At 73.5% G+C, this 16,327-nt stretch carries 18 protein-coding genes and 1 tRNA gene; 7 read left to right on the forward strand and 12 right to left on the reverse strand.

Annotated features, from left to right (window positions below; translation table 11 throughout):
- Positions 1-42: 42 nt before the first annotated feature.
- From ACWCHM_RS25395 to ACWCHM_RS25405, 3 genes are all read right to left on the reverse strand, one after another.
- A complete protein-coding gene (locus ACWCHM_RS25395; protein WP_454220129.1) occupies positions 43-630 on the reverse strand; it encodes an HAD family hydrolase in 588 nt (195 codons plus the stop codon).
- Positions 631-702: 72 nt separating this feature from the next.
- Positions 703-855: a hypothetical protein gene (locus tag ACWCHM_RS25400; RefSeq protein WP_204958775.1), complete on the reverse strand. Its 153-nt coding sequence runs from the start codon at positions 853-855 to the stop codon at positions 703-705.
- A 149-nt stretch (positions 856-1,004) separates the two neighbouring features.
- Positions 1,005-1,649 carry a TetR/AcrR family transcriptional regulator gene (locus ACWCHM_RS25405; protein ID WP_204958774.1) on the reverse strand — a complete coding sequence of 215 codons (645 nt, stop codon included), beginning with the start codon at positions 1,647-1,649 and terminating at the stop codon, positions 1,005-1,007.
- A gap of 130 nt (positions 1,650-1,779) precedes the next feature.
- Between ACWCHM_RS25405 and ACWCHM_RS25410 the strand changes: the two genes are divergently transcribed.
- Together ACWCHM_RS25410 and ACWCHM_RS25415 are read left to right on the forward strand one after the other, a co-directional pair.
- Positions 1,780-2,325 (forward strand): SRPBCC family protein, encoded by a 546-nt coding sequence (locus ACWCHM_RS25410; RefSeq protein WP_204958773.1) that lies wholly within the window; start codon positions 1,780-1,782, stop codon positions 2,323-2,325.
- A gap of 46 nt (positions 2,326-2,371) precedes the next feature.
- Complete coding sequence (locus tag ACWCHM_RS25415) at positions 2,372-2,734, forward strand: hypothetical protein (RefSeq protein ID WP_454220130.1); 363 nt, start codon at positions 2,372-2,374, stop codon at positions 2,732-2,734.
- A 111-nt stretch (positions 2,735-2,845) separates the two neighbouring features.
- On the opposite strand, the gene ACWCHM_RS25420 is transcribed toward ACWCHM_RS25415, so the two are convergent.
- A tRNA-Thr gene (locus tag ACWCHM_RS25420) sits at positions 2,846-2,919 on the reverse strand.
- A gap of 170 nt (positions 2,920-3,089) precedes the next feature.
- Here ACWCHM_RS25420 and ACWCHM_RS25425 point away from each other — a divergent pair.
- A complete protein-coding gene (locus ACWCHM_RS25425; RefSeq protein ID WP_204958966.1) occupies positions 3,090-4,811 on the forward strand; it encodes a metallophosphoesterase family protein in 1,722 nt (573 codons plus the stop codon).
- A 128-nt stretch (positions 4,812-4,939) separates the two neighbouring features.
- Here the strand turns inward: ACWCHM_RS25425 and ACWCHM_RS25430 are convergent, their stop codons facing one another.
- Positions 4,940-5,419 carry a MarR family winged helix-turn-helix transcriptional regulator gene (locus ACWCHM_RS25430; protein WP_204958727.1) on the reverse strand — a complete coding sequence of 160 codons (480 nt, stop codon included), beginning with the start codon at positions 5,417-5,419 and terminating at the stop codon, positions 4,940-4,942.
- A gap of 60 nt (positions 5,420-5,479) precedes the next feature.
- On the opposite strand from ACWCHM_RS25430, the gene ACWCHM_RS25435 reads away from it, so the two are divergent.
- Entirely contained in the window at positions 5,480-5,848 is a 369-nt protein-coding gene (locus ACWCHM_RS25435; RefSeq protein WP_204958726.1) for a VOC family protein, read from the forward strand.
- Between the two features lie 28 nt (positions 5,849-5,876).
- On the opposite strand, the gene ACWCHM_RS25440 is transcribed toward ACWCHM_RS25435, so the two are convergent.
- The 6 genes from ACWCHM_RS25440 to tmk form a co-directional block, all read right to left on the reverse strand.
- The gene (locus ACWCHM_RS25440; protein WP_204958725.1) at positions 5,877-6,737 is read right to left on the reverse strand and encodes a PSP1 domain-containing protein; all 861 of its coding nucleotides are present in this window, start codon (positions 6,735-6,737) and stop codon (positions 5,877-5,879) included.
- Positions 6,738-6,812: 75 nt separating this feature from the next.
- Complete coding sequence (locus ACWCHM_RS25445) at positions 6,813-7,469, reverse strand: hypothetical protein (RefSeq protein ID WP_204958724.1); 657 nt, start codon at positions 7,467-7,469, stop codon at positions 6,813-6,815.
- Complete coding sequence (locus ACWCHM_RS25450; RefSeq protein WP_204958723.1) at positions 7,469-7,774, reverse strand: hypothetical protein; 306 nt, start codon at positions 7,772-7,774, stop codon at positions 7,469-7,471. The genes ACWCHM_RS25445 and ACWCHM_RS25450 overlap by 1 nt, the downstream gene beginning before the upstream one ends.
- 1 nt (position 7,775) lies before the next feature.
- Complete coding sequence (locus ACWCHM_RS25455; RefSeq protein WP_088643476.1) at positions 7,776-8,105, reverse strand: YbaB/EbfC family nucleoid-associated protein; 330 nt, start codon at positions 8,103-8,105, stop codon at positions 7,776-7,778.
- Between the two features lie 108 nt (positions 8,106-8,213).
- Entirely contained in the window at positions 8,214-9,509 is a 1,296-nt protein-coding gene (locus tag ACWCHM_RS25460) for a DNA polymerase III subunit delta' (RefSeq protein WP_421489596.1), read from the reverse strand.
- A complete protein-coding gene (gene tmk, locus ACWCHM_RS25465) occupies positions 9,509-11,620 on the reverse strand; it encodes a dTMP kinase (RefSeq protein ID WP_372445984.1) in 2,112 nt (703 codons plus the stop codon). Before tmk ends, ACWCHM_RS25460 begins: the two co-directional genes overlap by 1 nt.
- 277 nt (positions 11,621-11,897) lie before the next feature.
- Between tmk and ACWCHM_RS25470 the strand changes: the two genes are divergently transcribed.
- A complete protein-coding gene (locus ACWCHM_RS25470) occupies positions 11,898-13,106 on the forward strand; it encodes an amino acid deaminase/aldolase (RefSeq protein ID WP_421489597.1) in 1,209 nt (402 codons plus the stop codon).
- A 69-nt stretch (positions 13,107-13,175) separates the two neighbouring features.
- Here the strand turns inward: ACWCHM_RS25470 and ACWCHM_RS25475 are convergent, their stop codons facing one another.
- Positions 13,176-13,751: a TetR/AcrR family transcriptional regulator gene (locus ACWCHM_RS25475; protein WP_204958720.1), complete on the reverse strand. Its 576-nt coding sequence runs from the start codon at positions 13,749-13,751 to the stop codon at positions 13,176-13,178.
- A gap of 225 nt (positions 13,752-13,976) precedes the next feature.
- On the opposite strand from ACWCHM_RS25475, the gene ACWCHM_RS25480 reads away from it, so the two are divergent.
- On the forward strand, positions 13,977-15,284 hold the full coding sequence (locus ACWCHM_RS25480; protein ID WP_454220131.1) for a D-arabinono-1,4-lactone oxidase: 1,308 nt from the start codon (positions 13,977-13,979) through the stop codon (positions 15,282-15,284).
- A 56-nt stretch (positions 15,285-15,340) separates the two neighbouring features.
- Positions 15,341-16,264 carry a hypothetical protein gene (locus ACWCHM_RS25485; RefSeq protein ID WP_454220132.1) on the forward strand — a complete coding sequence of 308 codons (924 nt, stop codon included), beginning with the start codon at positions 15,341-15,343 and terminating at the stop codon, positions 16,262-16,264.
- The last annotated feature ends 63 nt before the right edge of the window (positions 16,265-16,327 follow it).

Below are 16,327 nucleotides of genomic sequence, written 5' to 3' on the forward strand. Positions count from 1 at the left end.
GGCGGTGAGCCGGTGCCGCCGGGCCGGATCCCCGGCCCCGGTTCAGCGCTGCCAGGGCGGCGGGACCCGGACCGAGGCCATGCCCGCCGCCGTCGCCGCCGCGACCCCCAGGTCGGTGTCCTCGAACACCAGGCACTGCTCCGGCGGTACGTCGAGCAGCCGCGCCGCCATCAGGTAGCACTCCGGGTCCGGCTTGGCCCGCGTGTAGTCCTCCGCACACACCAGCACGTCGAACCGGTCGAGCAGGTCGAGCGCGGACAGGGAGGCGGTCACCGACTCCCGGGTGCTGCCGGAGACCACCGCGAACGGTACCCGCCGGTGTGCCCGTTCGATGTGCGCCAGCACCCCGGGAACGGCGGTGAGCTGCGGCAGGAAACTCTGGTAGGCGTCCTCCCGGCGACGGGCCACCACCTCGACGGGCATGGCCAGCCCGTGCCGCTCGTTGAGGTCGACGACGATGTCGGCCACCGGCCGGCCACCCCAGGCGTAGAACAGGTCCTCCGGCAGGTCGCAGCCCCACTCGTCGAGCGCCGCCCGCCAGGCCAGGTGGTGCACCGGCATGGAGTCGACGATGGTGCCGTCGCAGTCGAACAGGTAGGCCCGGAAGTCACCGGGCGGCAGGGGCAGCACGGGCCCAGGATAGTCACGGCGGGACCCGCCCCCTCGCCCGCGCCGGCTCCCGCCGGGCGGCGTGCTGGCCGGTCAGCGGTCCGGGTCGGTGCGGGTCAGGTCGCGCAGCGCGTCCTGCGGGGCGGCGCGGCGCAGATAGTCGCGGCGCATCCGACGACGGTCACGCCGGCACCGGCCGCACGACCAGGGCAGCGGCCACCACCGGCCGCAGAAGGCACATCTCATCGAGGGGTCCCATCCTCGCATGCGTACGGTAGCCGACTGTTGACCTTAGCCGTACCGGACAACGGGCATCGACCGGTGCCGTTGCGGCGGTGGCGCCGCGTCCCGTCCCGGCGGCCGGTGGCGGTGGTGGCGTGTCCCGTCCCCGGTGCTCAGCGGCCGAGAAGGTCGTCGATCTCGTCGTCGAACAGCAGTGCCGGATCGAACCCCATGCCGGCGAAGTGGCCGGCGAGTTCGAGCGACAGGACGCCGTGCACCCGCGTCCAGAAGGCCAGCGCCTCCCTTAGCGTCGCGGCCGGCACGGTCGGGTCCGTGACCCAGCCGCGATGGTCGTCGAGGTGGGTCTCGATCCGTCGCCCCGAGGGCGGGACGTCGCGGCTGCGGTAGGCGTCGACGATGGTCGCCATGATCTCGGTCGAGATCGCGGTGGTGTCGTCGGGGGCGTGGTAGCCGGGCACGGGCGTACCCCAGATCAGCAGGTAGCGCTGCGGATCGTCGAGGGCCCAGGCGCGGACGGTGTTCGCCAGCCCGGCGACGTCCGCCCCGGCGTCGGCGGCGGCCCGGAGCGCGTCGGCGAGGCTTCGGTACGCGTCGCGGATCAGAGCGGTGATCAGCTCGTCCCGACTGGCGAAGTACCGGTAGAGCGCCGGGCCGCTCATGCCCAGCTGCTCGGCGATCGCCTTGAGCGACAGCGCCGACACCCCGGTCGTGGCGAGCTGTTCCCAGGCCCGCTGCTTGATCTCCGCCCGCACCTGGGCGCGGTACCGCTCACGCGGACCGGTCACGTCGGCACTCATGGACCACCCCTCCACCGCTGCTCTCACGTTAGTTACAGGCTATCACCATCGCTATTGACCGAAGCTCACGTTGGTTATAGCCTGTAACCACAGCGACACCAGGTCGCAGAAGTGAGATAGGTGGAGACAAATGGCAACGACCGCGAACCAGCCGGTGATCACCTGCGACGGACAGGGCGTCGACCCGGCGGCCCGGATCCGGTACCGCACCGAGACGCTCGTCGACGCGTCGCTGTACACCGTCTGGCACCTGCAGACCGACGTCGGGAACTGGCCCTCCTGGCAGGCGCCGGTCACCTCCGTCACCCGCCTCGACGACGGCGAACTGCGCGCGGGGTCGGCGTTCCGGTGGACCACGCCCGTCCCGGAAACCCCGATGACCCCGGCCACGACGCTGACCATCACCTCGACCGTGACGCACCTGACGCCCTACCGGTGCGTCCGCTGGGCCGGCCCGGGAGTCGGCGACGGCCTGCACATCGACAACGGCGTTCACGTCTGGACCTTCACCGAGGTCACCGGCGGGGTGCTGGTCCGCACCGAGGAGACCTGGACCGGCGCCCAGGTGGAGGCCGACGTGGCGACCTCCACCGCCTACCTCGGCTACGGGCTGGAGGCGTGGCTGGCCGACCTCAAGGCCGCCGCCGAACGCACCGATCCGGCCGCCCGCCCCTGAATCCCGGCGGGGACCACCCGCCGCCCTCGTACCGGAAGGAACCGCCATGCCCCCCGCACCGACGACACCCACGCCCCCGGGCGTGCTGCCCCGCTCGCGGCCCCTCGTCAGCAGCGCCTGGGCAGCTGCCGCCCTCGTCGCCGGCCAGTTCGCCATGGTGGCCGTCGTCCCGGTGGCGATCACGCTGGTCACCGTGTTCCGCCACGATGCTCTGCGCCCGCTGCGGTGGTGGGCCGGCGCGCTCGGCGCGGCCTACGGGGCGGGACTGGCGCTCTGGGCGATCGGCCCGGACCGCGCCCCCAGCCTGTCGAAGAACCTCCACCTGGCACACGAGGTCGTCATCGTCGTCCTCGGCATCGCCCTCGCAGTCGCCTACCACGCGCTACGCGGGCGCCCCGGCACCCGGTGACCGGGGCGGGCGGAGTCGCGCCCGCAACGACGGGGAAAGGCCGTCCCGGGGTGGCTCGTCAGGGGTCACAAACAGGAAAGCCCAGGTCGGTTGACCTGGGCTTTCTCACCGAGCCGCCTGACGGAATCGAACCGTCGACCTACGCATTACGAGTGCGTCGCTCTAGCCGACTGAGCTAAGGCGGCAACGACCGCCAAGTGTACGGCACGCCCCCCGGCGGGACCGAGGGGGTTCCCCGCCGGCGGACCGGACATCAAGGGACATCCGTGTCGGGCGGGACGGCTAGGCTGCCCGGGTGAGCGACGACCCCGCCACCCCCGAGCGCCCCGCCACCTCCGGACGTCCCGCCGACCCGATCGGCCCCGTAACGGACCCGGACGCCGAGCACGCCCCCGGTGAGCGGGCCGTCCGCAGGCCACGCGGCACCGATCCGGTGGAGCTGGGTTTCACGCCCCGCAAACCGGTCCCCTGGCTCGCGCCGTTCCTGCTGATCAGCACCGGCATCCGTACCCTGCTGGCGATGCTGTTCGGGGCGTACCTGGACAAGCGGGAGTTGCAGAACGCACTCGACGCCAGGATCGGCACGCAGGTCGGCCCGGACGGGGGTCTCTGGCTCGACTACGTGGCCGACCTGGGCGACGGCTTCGACGCCACGTACTCGGTGGCGTACCTGCTGGCCCAGCCGGAGCTGACCGTGGACGGGCACCGGCTGCCCCGGGCGCAGACCCTGGTGATGGGCGGCGACCAGGTCTACCCGTCGGCGGCCTACGAGGCGTACGAGGACCGGTGCAAGGGGCCGTACCAGGCGGCGCTGCCGGTGGCCCCGCCGCAGCGGCCGATGCTGTTCGCCGTGCCCGGCAACCACGACTGGTACGACGGGCTGACCGCGTTCCTGCGGCTCTTCGTCCGCTCCCGGGACCGCAACTTCGGCGGCTGGGGCACCGGCCAGTCCCGGTCGTACTTCGCGGTGGAACTGCCGGCCGGGTGGTGGCTGCTCGGCCTGGACGACCAGTCGGGGTCCTACCTGGACGACCCGCAGCTGTCGTACTTCGACGAGGTGGCCCGCCGGCTCGGCCCGGAGTCCCGGGTGATCCTGGCGGTGCCGGCGCCGACCTGGGTGAAGTCCGTCGACCATCCCACCGCGTACGACTCGATCGACTACTTCGTCCGGACGATCATCGCGCCCACCGGGGCGCACGTGCGGCTGCTGGTCTCCGGCGACCTGCACCACTACGCCAGGTACGCTGGCCCGGAACGGCAGTTGATCACCTGTGGCGGGGGCGGGGCGTACCTGTATCCGACGCACACCCTGCCCGAGCGGATCGAGGTGCCGCCGAAGGACACCCTGTCCCGCCGGGCCAGCCGCACCCGCGCGTACGACCTGGTGGCCCGATTCCCGGACGCGGCCCGCTCCCGCCGGTACGGCTGGGGGATCTTCCACCGGCTCCCCCGGCGCAACCCGGGCTTCGGCACCCTGCTCGGCACCCTGCACACGCTGCTGATGCTCGCCATGGCCGGGGTCGCGGCCAACCGGACCGGCACCGAGCAGCGGCTGTTCAGCGTCCCGCTGGTGATCATGTTGGGGGTGACGCTGCTCGGCGCGGCGTTCTTCGCCCAGCCGCCCAGCGCCGGCGGGAAACGGCACGTCCGGCACTGGCTGCTCGGCATCGGTCACGGCCTGGCGCACGTGGGGCTCGCGGTCGCCGGCACCTGGGCCTGGCTGCACCTGCCGTTCTACCACTGGCCGTGGCCGCTGCCGGCGGTCGCCGCCGCCGTGGTCTACGGTCCGGTGATCGGGCTGGTCGCCACCCAACTCGTGGCCGGGTACCTGCTGGTCGCGGGGGCATTCGGGGTCAACGTCAACGAACTGTTCGCCGGGCAGGGCATCGAGGACTCGAAGTCGTTCCTGCGGATGCGGATCGACCCGGACGGCACGCTGACCGTCTATCCGATCGCCGTCGACCGGGTCTGCCACGACTGGCAGCTCAACCCCGACCAGTCCCCGACCGCCTCCTGGCTGACCCCCCGCACCCCGCTGACCCCCCGCCTCGCCGAACCCCCGGTAACCCTCACCTGAATTCCCGACCCCACCCGGACCACCCGCCACCCACCGCCCGCCACCCACCGCCCGCCGCCCGCCGCCCGGCGAAGTTGACCAAGAAGTTCGCGTCACCCGCCGTGCCCACAATGACGCAAACCTCTTGATCAACCCCGGTCGTCGGCGGGGGGCGGCGGCGCAGGCGGGGAGGTCAGGGAGTGGATCATCGATTTGAGGGCGTGGAACGCGGCTGAGCGCTCGGGGCCGGTCATGCCGGAGAGCATTCTGACCTCGACGGAACGGACCGCCGCGCTCGCCCGCTCCAGGCTGCGTCGACCGCTCGGCGTGAGTCGCGTGGGCAGCGCCTTGCCGACGGGTGCCGCCGCCGGCCTGGTCACGTAGCCCTCCCGTTCCAGATTCTGGAGCAGCACGTTCATCGTCTGCCGGGTCACGAACGCGCCCCGCGCGAGTTCGGAGTTCGACATGCCCGGCCGCTGCGCCAGCAGTTCGAGGCAGGCGTAGTGCGTCACGCCCATCCCGAGTGGTCGCAGCACCTCCTCCATGGCCGCCCGGAGGGCGCTCGACGCCTCCTTCAGCAGGTAGCCCAGGGACGTCTCCAGGTCGATGCCGGCATCAACTTGACTCATGTCAGCATTCTGACATAGCTTGCTGATGTCAGGAACCTGACATGACTGAAGGAGTATCGCATGCCCGTCACCGGCCCCGACTTCATCTCGTTCCAGGCGCGCGACCTCGCCGCCTCCCAGGCGTTCTACGAGCGCTACCTCGGCCTCGTCCGCTCGCCGGCCGGGCCACCGCACGCCGTCGTCTTCGCCACCACACCGATCGCGTTCGCCCTGCGCGACGTCGTCCCCGGCACCGATCTCGCCTCCGCCGCCCGGCCCGGCATCGGTGCCGCGATCTGGCTTCACGCCACGGACGTGCAGGCCATCCACGACGCGCTCGTCACCGACGGGCACACCATCGTCTCCGCGCCGGTCGACGGGCCCTTCGGCCGGACGTTCACCTTCGCCGACCCCGACGGCTACCAGGTCACCCTGCACGACCGCGCCTGACGGGCCGTGCCCGACCGGGAAGCGTCGGTCAGCGCGCGGCCCCTCCGGGGCCAGCCGGGTCTCGGCTCTCGTAGGCGCTGCGGGAGCCACAGACGTCCGCGCGGGAGCACATGGAGCGCGAGCCGTCGGCATCCAGGCGGACGGTCACCGCGTCCCTCGGGACGCTGTGGCCGACCACCCGGCCGTCCCCCTCGGGCGTGCTGACGCGGCTGCCGATCGCCGGGGCGGACTCGGTGAACCTGGCGTACAACGGGTGCTCGTACTTGAGGCAGCACATCAGCCGGCCGCAGGCGCCCGAGATCCGCAGCGGATTCAACGGGAGGTCCTGGTCCTTGGCCATCCGGATGGTCACCGGCTCGAAGTCGTTGAGGAAGGTGGCGCAGCACAGGTCCCGGCCGCAGGAACCGATGCCGCCCTGCACCCGGGCCGAATCCCGGGCGGAGAGCTGCCGCAGCTCCACCCGGCAGTGCAAGGTGGCACCCAGGTCCCGCACCAGGGAGCGGAAGTCCACCCGGTGCGGGGCGGTGAAATAGACGGTCGTCCGGTCCCCGGCGCCCTCGGTGGCAGCCAGGACATGATCCACCGCGACCACCTTCATCGGCAGGCCGTGCTCCCGGATCAGCCGCTTCGCCGCCACCTTCGCCTCGGCCTTGCGCCGCCGCAGCACCTCGTCGCGGCGCAGGTCGTCGTCGTCGGCCAGCCCGGCCAGCTTCGGGAAACCATCGGTCTCCTCGGCGACCCACTGCGCCGCCCAGACGCACTCCGCCACCTCGGGACCGTCGTCGGTGGGGACGAGCACCCGGTCACCGACCTTCGGGCTGAACTCCCCCGGGTCGAGGTAGTAGAGCCGCCCGTACCGGTTGAAGCTGACCGCGCAGAGCATGCCCATGCCATCAGCCTACGACGGATCGACGGAACCGGTCCGGGTGCGACGGGCGGGCCCCCCGCCGGGTCGGCTCGTCCATCAGCCGATCCGCACCGGGCCGCCGTGGTACGACGGCCCGCCGCTCGGCCGCCAGGTCGACTCGGCGAGGCTGGGCGACCACTGGCGCAGCAGCGTCTCCGCCCCGTCGTAGGCCACCCCGAGCACCGAGAGCACCCGGGTGGCGATCTCGGCCGCCGCAGCCGCCCCGACGGGCCCGGCACCCGCACCGGCGACCATCCGGACCCGGACCGCCTCGGTGGAGCCGAGCACCTCGGCCAGCACCCGGGCCACCGCCAGCCGGCTGCCCTCCACCCAGTCGGCCAGCGCGTCGGCGTAACCGGCGGTGGATTCCAGCCGGCCCACCAGGCTCTCCGGGCCCTCGTCCAGGTGGCGCAGCAGGGCGGTACGGGCCTCGTCGTAGGACGCCCCGGCCGGGCCCGACCAGATACCCGGGTCGGTGAGGGCGGCGCACGCGTCGTCGTACCCCCGCACGAGCCGGCGCACGGCGTGGCCGGCGGTCGCCAGCGGCGCGGGATGCAGGTCGAGGAAGGCGCGCAGGGCCTCGCCGGGCAGCAGTTGCATCCGGCGCAGCAGCGGCCAGACCGGGTGCCCCTCGGGTGCGCCGGCGGCGAGCAGCGTGTCGACCCGGGTGAGCAGGTCCAGGCCCGGTTCGGCGAGCCGGTCCAGCGGGTCCATCACGCCTCCCCGGCCAGCCGGCGGCGGGCGGCCTCGTCGGTGGAGGTGTAGCGGTCGGCGGCGCTGCGGACGGCCGACGCGGCGGCGGCCAGCCGGGCGGCGGCGGCACCCGCCTCGCGGGCCCGCCCGTCGGTGGCGGTCGTCCACTGCCGGTGCAGGGCCCGGCCGACCTCGCCGGGACGGCCGGCGGCGTGCGCGCCGAACGCCGGGTGCGGCGGGTCGGTGGCGGTGACCGTGCGGGACAGCGCGGCGAGGGTGGCGCTGGCCTCGTCGAGGCGGTCGGCGAGGGTACGCAGGGGATCCATCTCACGCCCCCGCGAGCGGACGGTAGGCGGTGAACGTCTCGTTGTGCAGCTTCTCCCGGGCCCACTGGGCGGCGTCGGCGGCGGCCGTGACGGCGGCCTGCACCGAGCCGGCCACGTCCCGCGGGTGGCGGTTGTGCAGCGGCCCGAGGAAGCGCACGTCGGTGATCCGCCCACCGGCGGTCACCACCACCTCGACCAGCCCGTCGGGCGAGCGGACGGTCACCTCGACGGTCTCCACCGCCCGGTCGAACTCGGCCTGGAGGGACTCGATCCGGCGGTACCGCCGCACCGCCTCCTCGATCCACGCCTCGTCGATCTCGCCGCGCGGCATCCGATCTCCCCCCAGGTCGACCTCACCCTGCGTGCCACCACGATCACCGCGGCCCACCGGGACCGTACCGCACCCCGTCAACACGTGTCGATGGGCGGCAACCGGGGGTCAGCCGCGCCAGAGGGAGAGCATCATCGCCTCCACGGCGATGCGGGGTTTGACGTTCGCCTCGATCGCGGCCCGACACTCCAGGACCGCCTCCAGCCGGCGCAGCGCCCCCTCCGGGGCCCACTTCTGCCCGCCCGCCTCGGCCAGCGTGGCGGTGTCGGTGTGTACCGGGGCGACCGGCGCGCGCAGCGCCGAGGTGAGCGCGTCCCGGTAGAAACCGGCCAGGTCCACCAGGGCCCGGTCCAGGGCGTCCCGCTGGGCCCGGGTGGCCCGCGACTTCTGCCGCTTCTCCAGGTCCTTCAGCTGGCCGGCGGAGCCCCGCGTCGCGCCCGCCGCGCCCCGGCCGGTGCCGCCCGCGCCCAGCGCGGTCTGCAACGCGGCCCGCTCGGCCGCGTCGGACTCCGCGACCGAGGCCGCCGCCTCCGCCTCGGCCGCCTCGATCAGCGCCGACGCCGCGTCCAGCGCGGTGCCCACCCCGGTCAGCCGGCGCGGCACCGCCAGCACCGCGTCCCGGCGCTGACGCGCCTCAGGATCGCGGGCCAGCCGGCGGGCCCGGCCCACGTGCCCCTGCGCGGCGGCGGCCGCCCACTGCGCCACGTCGGGCGCGATGCCGTCCCGCCGGACCAGCACGTCGGCGACCGCCGCCGCCGAGGGCTGCCGCAGCGGTACGACCCGACACCGCGACCGGATCGTCACCGACACGTCCTCCGGGTGGGTGGACGGGGCGCAGAGCAGGAAGACCGTCCGCGGTGGCGGCTCCTCGACCGCCTTGAGCAGCGCGTTGCCGGCGGCCTCGGTGAGCCGGTCGGCGTCCTCGATGATCACCACCTGCCAGCGCCCGCCGGACGGGGTGCTCGCCGCCCGCAGCACCAGGGCGCGCATCTCGCCGACGCCGATGGAGAGCCCCTCGGGGGCCACCAGCCGGACGTCGGCGTGGGTGCCGGTGAGCGTGGTGTGGCAGCCGGGGCAGGTGCCGCAGCCGGTGCCGTGCACGCACTGGAGCGCGGCGGCGAAGGCGCGGGCGGCCACCGAACGGCCGGAACCGGGCGGACCGGTGAAGATCCAGGCGTGGGTCATCCCGGCCCCCGGGTCGACGGCCGGGGCGGTCGACCCGGCGGCGGCATCCTCGTCGGCCTCGGCCAGGGCGGCCAGGTCGTCGTCGTCCGGATCGTCGACGGTGCCGGCGGGTGCCGGAAGGTGGGCGGCGCGCAGCACGGCGGCGGCCGACGCGGCGGCCCGGCGCAGGGTGCCGACCGCGTCGTCCTGGCCGACCAGTTCGGCGAAGACGTCCGGCATCAGGTCCGGTGCTCCATCCCCACCAGCTCCGTGTCGGATAACTCGGGCTGGACCGAGGTGTCGGGCCCGTGTGCCGGGCGCGGGTGCACGATGCCGGCCGGGTCCACCAGGAACTCCTGCACCCGGCGGCCGACCTGGCCGGCGATCTCGTCGACCGGGCGGGCCGCGTCGAGCACCAGGTAACGCTTGGGGTCGTTGGCCGCGAGGTCGAGGAAGGCGTAGCGGACCCGCTCGTGGAAGGCCACGGACTCGGCCTCCAGCCGGTCGGCCCCCTGGTTGCGGGCGGCGGCCCGGGACAGGCCGGTCCGCGGGTCGACGTCGAGCAGCACCACCAGGTCGGGCTTGAGCCCGCCGGTGGCCCAGGAGGAGAGCCAGGAGACCTCGTCGACCGGCAGCGTACGACCGGCGCCCTGGTAGGCCAGGGACGAGTCGACGTACCTGTCGCTGATCACGACCGCGCCCCGGATCAGCGCCGGGCGGACCACGGTGGCGACGTGGTGGGCCCGGTCGGCGGCGTACAGCAGCGCCTCGGCGCGTGGGGAGGGGGCGTCCGCGCCGGAATCCTCAAGCACCAGGGCCCGGATCCGCTCGCCCACCGCCGTGGCACCCGGTTCCCGGGTCACCACCACGTCCCGGCCCTGCTCGCGCAGGCGGGTGGCGAGCTGCTCCAACTGGGTGGACTTGCCGGCCCCCTCGCCGCCCTCGAAGACCACGAAGAGACCGTTGGAGACGAACGGCTCGGCCGGCATCAGCGGCCGGCCGCGCATCGAGCCCCAGAGGTCGGCCAGGACCGGCACGCCCTTCTTGTCGTCCATCTGCCCGAACGCGCTGATCCCGGCGAAGATGCCGGCCAGGCCGGCGGCGAGCAGCAGCAGCCGGGTGGAGGAGACTGAGATACCGAGGTCGGCGATGGTGAGCTGGCGTGAACCGCCGACCCCGACCAGCAGACTGCTCAGCGCGATCGCCAGGATCAGCACCAGCCGGGTGCCGATCTGCACGACGGCGAAGACCCGGCCGCGTACCTCGTCGGCGACCTCGCCGCCGAGCAGCGTGGTGCCGGCGAGGAAGGCCATGCCGGCACCCGCGCCGACCATGATCGCGCCGAGGATGGCCATCGACAGGTGGATGGCGAACGCCAGCACCAGCACGGAGGCGCTGGCCAGCACGATGCTCATGCCGAACCAGCGGCGGCGGGACATGTCCCGCACGATCATCGGGCCGAGCCCGATGCCGACCGCCAGCCCGATGAAGATCGCGCCGAACAGCATGTAGAACGCGGCGTCGCCGGCACCGAGCGAGGCGGCGAAGAACTTGGCGGTGCCGATCACAATGCCGCCACCGGCGAACGCGCCGAAGATGCCCAGCACCAGGCCCCGGACCAGCGGGGTCTGGCCGATGAACTTCCAGCCCTCGGTGAACTGGCTGAACATGCCCTGCTCGGCGCGTTCGCCCCGTTCCCGGGCCTGGGCCTGGCTGATCTCCTTGATGCCGAAGGCCACCACCAGCGCGGTGGCCAGCCGGGAGAGGGCGTTGAACCAGAGGGCGAGCTGGGCGGGCTCGGCCCAGCTCGGCATCTCGCCGCCGGTGACCCCGCGCACGCTGCGGTCCAGCACCGCCAGGGCGATCGCGGCGGCGACCGGGGTCAGGCCGTACGTGGTGATCAGGGTGAGCTGGTTGGCCGTCTCCAGCCGGGCGCGCGGGATGAGGTTGGGGACCGCGGCCTCCTTGGCCGGGATCCAGAGCAGGGTGATCGACTCGATCAGGAAGGTGGCGACCGCAGCCCAGGTGACCACCACGCCGCCCCGGACGCCCAGCAGCGCGACCAGCGGGATCGAGGCGAACAGCAGGAACCGCAGCAGGTCGCAGATGACCATCGTCCAGCGCCTGTCGAACCGGTCGGCGAGCACGCCGGCCACCGGCCCGAGCACCAGCGCCGGGAGCAGCCGGATCGCGATCACGCCACCGAACACCGCTCCCTGGGCGGTGCTGCCGGAGACCTGCGCGGCGGCGAAGACGGAGGTGGCGAGCAGGCCGAGCCAGTCACCGAAGGAGGCTGCGCCGAGCACGATCCAGAGCCGCCGGAACGGCCGGATGCGTAGTACCGACCGGATCGCCGCAGCTCCGGACCGGTCTGTCTGGGCGGCGGCTCCGGCGGGCCCGGGCGACGACGCGCCGGACGACTCGCCGTTCTGCTGGCTTTCGATGGCCGTACCTCCACGCGCCGGCCCAACACTGGGCAGTCCCGGTGCAACACTCTAGACCCGGTGGGGGCCTCCCCACCGGCGACATTCTCCTGTTCGCCGAGCCTAGGCCGCGGATGCCACCGACCGCAGCCCGGCAGGACGTGAGGGTATTTCGCATTGCCGTCCGGACAGTTAGCGTGCATTCGTGGCCATCGACAGCGACACCCTGCGCGAACGCCTCGACAAGGCGACCGCCCACCTCGACCCGCCCTACGCCGTGGTGGACCTCACCGCCTTCGACGCCAACGCCGCCGCGCTGGCCGCCCGCAGCAGCGGTAAGCCGGTCCGCGCCGCCAGCAAGTCGATCCGGTCCCGCGACCTGCTCGACCGGGCGCTCGGCCAGGCCGGCTGGGCCGGCGTGATGGCGTTCACCCTGACCGAGGCGAACTGGCTGGTCCGCTCCGGCGCGACAGACGACGCGCTGGTGGCGTACCCCACCGCCGACCGGGGCGCGCTCGCCGCCCTGGCCGGTGATCCGCAGCTCGCCGCGGCGGTCACCCTCATGATCGACAGCACCGAGCAGCTCGACCTGATCGACTCGGTGTGCGCCCCGGGTCGCCGGCCCGAGATCCGGGTCTGCCTCGACCTCGACGCCTCCTGGCGACCCCTGCGCGGGCGGGTGCACGTCGGGGTCCGCCGCTCGCCGGTGCACAGCGCCCGGGCGGCCGGCGCGCTCGCCGCCGCCGTCGCCCGCCGGGCCGGCTTCCGGCTGGTCGGCCTGATGTCGTACGAGGCACAGATCGCCGGGCTCGGGGACGCCCCACCCGGACAGGCCGCGCTCAGCGCCGCGATCCGGATCGCCCAGCGCGGGTCGTACCGGGAACTGCTGGCCCGCCGGGGTGCGGCGGTCGCCGCCGTCCGCGAACACGCCGACCTGGAGTTCGTCAACGGCGGTGGCACCGGCAGCGTGGCCGCCACCAGCGCCGACCCCTCGGTCACCGAGGTCACCGCCGGCTCGGGGCTGTACGGCCCGACGCTGTTCGACGCCTACCGCGCCTGGCGGCCGACCCCGGCGGCGTTCTTCGCCTGCTCGGTGGTCCGCCGCCCGACACCGGAGATCGCCACCGTGCTCGGCGGCGGTTGGATCGCCTCCGGACCGGCGGCGACGAGCCGGCTGCCGCGGCCGTGGCTGCCGGCCGGGCTGGAACTCGTCGGCACCGAGGGCGCGGGCGAGGTGCAGACCCCGCTCACCGGTGCCGCCGCAGCCGCCCTGCGGATCGGCGACCGGGTGTGGTTCCGGCACGCCAAGGCCGGCGAACTCTGCGAGCGGGTCAACGACCTGCACCTGGTCGACGGGGACAGCGTGGTCGCCACGGTGCCCACCTACCGGGGCGAGGGCCACGCGTTCCTCTGATTCACCCGGCGACAGGCGCGGGCGCTCCGGGGCGGGCCTGCCGGCCGGCTCCGGGGCGGGCCGGCCGGGTCAGGGTTGGGCGGCGGGTTCGGTCGGGGCCTCGACGTGGCGGTGCAGGTATTCCCTGATCAGCGCCTTGGCCTCGGCGAGGACCCGTTCGTCGCCCTCCTGCTTGCGGCGGAACGCCAGCTTGATCAGGGCGTCGGCGGCCTCGACGGCGATCTCCAGGCAGAACCGCAGGCGCGGCTCGTCGGCCATGCCGAACCGCTCGGTGAGCACCCGGGCCAACTGGTCGGCGATCACCCCGTTGTTGTCCCGCTGCTCGTCGAGCAGGTGCAGGTCGACGACGTCGCCGAAGTGCAGGGTCCGGAAGCCCGGGACCGTCCGGTGCATCGAGATGTACTCGTCGATGCCCGCGTCGACGCCGTCCCACCAGTGGCTCAGGTCGTCGGAGGCGAAGCGTTCGTCGAGCCGCTGGAGGTAGGACTCCATCGTGCGCAGCGTCAGCGCCTGCACTATCGCCCGCTTGTCCGGGAAGAACTGGTAGACCGACCCGATCGCCACCTCGGCCCGCTCGGCGAGCAACGTGGTGGTCAACCCCTCGTACCCCACCTCGTCGACGAGCTCGGCACAGGCGTCCAACATCCGTTGGACGCGCGCGACACTTCGACCCTGCACCGGAACGCGGCGCAGCGGCCCGGTCGTGGCGGCTGGTGTGGACACTCGACGCCACCCCCCTTCGACGGAAGAACATATCCACATGTCACGAGGCCGTGACTACCGGTACAACGAGCGGACCTCGATTGCGGTATTTACCAGGCACAACGTTCCTGATATGAAGTCAGTTCACGTTCATGTCGAGGAGCGCCGATGGCCGGTACCACCACCGCTTGGTCCAACTGGGCGGGCAACCAACGCAGCGTCGCCACCGCCATCCTGCGCCCTACCACCGTCGAGGACACAGCCGAGGCGGTCCTGGACGCGGCAGGCGCGGGTCAGCGGATCAGGGTGGTCGGCAGCGGCCACTCGTTCACCCCGATCGCCCTGGCGGACGGCCGGCGGATGGAATTGTCAGCCCTCGACACCGGTGTCCGGGTCGACCGGGACGCCCGGCTGGTCACCGTGCCCGCCGGGACGACCCTACGGGCGCTCAACGCGCTGCTCGCCGGGCACGGCCTGGCCATGCCCAACCTGGGCGACATCGACGCGCAGACCATCGCCGGGGCGATCTCCACCGGCACCCACGGCACCGGTGCCGCCTACGGCTGCCTGTCCACCTTCGTCGAGGCGCTCACCCTGGTCACCGGCACCGGCGAGGTGCTGCACTGCTCGGCCGAGGAACACCCGGACATCTTCGCCGCCGCCCGGGTCGGCCTGGGGGCGCTCGGCGTGCTCGTCGAGGTCACCCTGCGCTGCGTCGACGCGTTCACCCTGCGCGCACACGAACGCCCCGCCCCGCTCGACGAGGTGCTGGGCGACCTGTTTGGCCTCATCGGCCGGCACGACCACGTCGAGTTCTACTGGTTCCCGTACACCGACCGGGTGCAGCTCAAGACCAACGACCGGGTGCCCGCCGACGACCGGCCGCTGCCCCGCTGGCGCGGCTGGCTGGACGACGAACTCCTCGCCAACACCGTCTTCGCCGGGGCCTGCCGGCTGGGTCGGGCCGTACCGACGCTGGTGCCCACGATCAGCGCGGTCTCCGCCCGCGCGCTCACCGAACGCACCTACACCGGCCGCTCCGACACCGTCTTCTGCACCCCGCGCCGGGTCCGCTTCGTGGAGATGGAGTACGGCATCCCACGCGCCGCCCTCCCGCAGGCGCTGGCGGAACTGCGCCGCCTCGTCGACCGGCTGCCGTTCAAGGTGCTCTTCCCGGTCGAGGTGCGGTTCACCGCCGCCGACGACATCTGGCTGTCCCACGGCTACGGGCGCGACTCCGCCTACCTCGCCGTCCACCAGTACGTCGGCATGCCCTACGAGCCGTACTTCCGGGCCTTCGAGGAGGTGGCTGCCGGGCTGGGCGGCCGACCCCACTGGGGCAAGCTGCACTACCGGGACGCGGCCTCGCTGGCGACCGCGTACCCGAAGTTCGCCGACTTCCAGGACCTGCGGGCCCGCCTCGACCCCGGCCGGGTCCTCACCAACCCCCACCTCGACCACATCCTCGGCCCCTGACCCACCCGCCGCCGGGGTGACGACGACGGTGGGAACGGCGCGGTAGCCTGCCTGCGATGGCCCGAACCTCCACCCACCGCAACGGTCTCCTGGCGTGCTGTGCGGCCCTGTCGCTGTGGCTCCTCGCGTGCGGCGAGCCACCCGACGGGCCCACCGCCGCCCCGCCCGCCCCGGTGGCCCCGGACACGGTGGTGACCGACTTCGTCAGCCGACTCAAGCCGACCGATCCCTACCGCGACCCGGATCCGACGGAACGGCAGACGGCCCGTCGGGCGGTCACCCTGTTGGTGACCGGGGACCACTCGGGGCTGCCGGAGGCGAGCGGGCTGCTGGCCGGGCTGGGCTTCGCCGCGAGCAGGGGCCGGGACCCGCAGACCGGACGCGACTACGCGCTGTTCGTCACCGAGGCCGGCGCGGAACGGCCCTGGGGCCTGATCCTGGTGGACCTCTCCCAGCCGGTACGACTCGCCGTCGAGGTGCCCCACCCCAACTCGGACCTGCACACGGAGGACATCGGGCTACGGCTGTTCCGGGCGACGCCGGGCAGCATCATGCTGGTCGCCGGCGCACACCGCCGGGCCGGCGACGGGCGGGCGGACGCGGCGCACAACTCCCAGGGCCTGTTCCAGCTGGCCAGCGACCGGTTCGCCCGCAACCGGATCAACCAGATCCAGCTGCACGGTTTCGCCGAGCAGAGCCTCCCCGGCGCGGAGATGGTGGTCTCCGACGGGCAGAAGCGCTCCACCCCCGCCCTGCGCCGCACGGCCGACGCGCTGGACGCCGCCGGCTTCGTCGCCTGCCGGGCCTGGACCAGCAGGTGCGGCGAGTTGGAGGGCACCACCAACACCCAGGCCGAGGCGGCCCGCAGGCAGGACGCGGTCTTCGTCCATCTGGAGGTCACCTGGACGGTGCGCCGGGTCGAGGACCGCCGGGCGGAACTGGTGGCGGCACTGGTGGCCGCCGACCTTCCCGGTCGCTGACACCGGCCGGCAAGCGGTCCCGACGTCCGACCACGCACCCGCGCGTCGCCGCCCCGGCCGGTG

It is taken from the genome of Micromonospora sp. SCSIO 07396 (genome assembly GCF_053667945.1).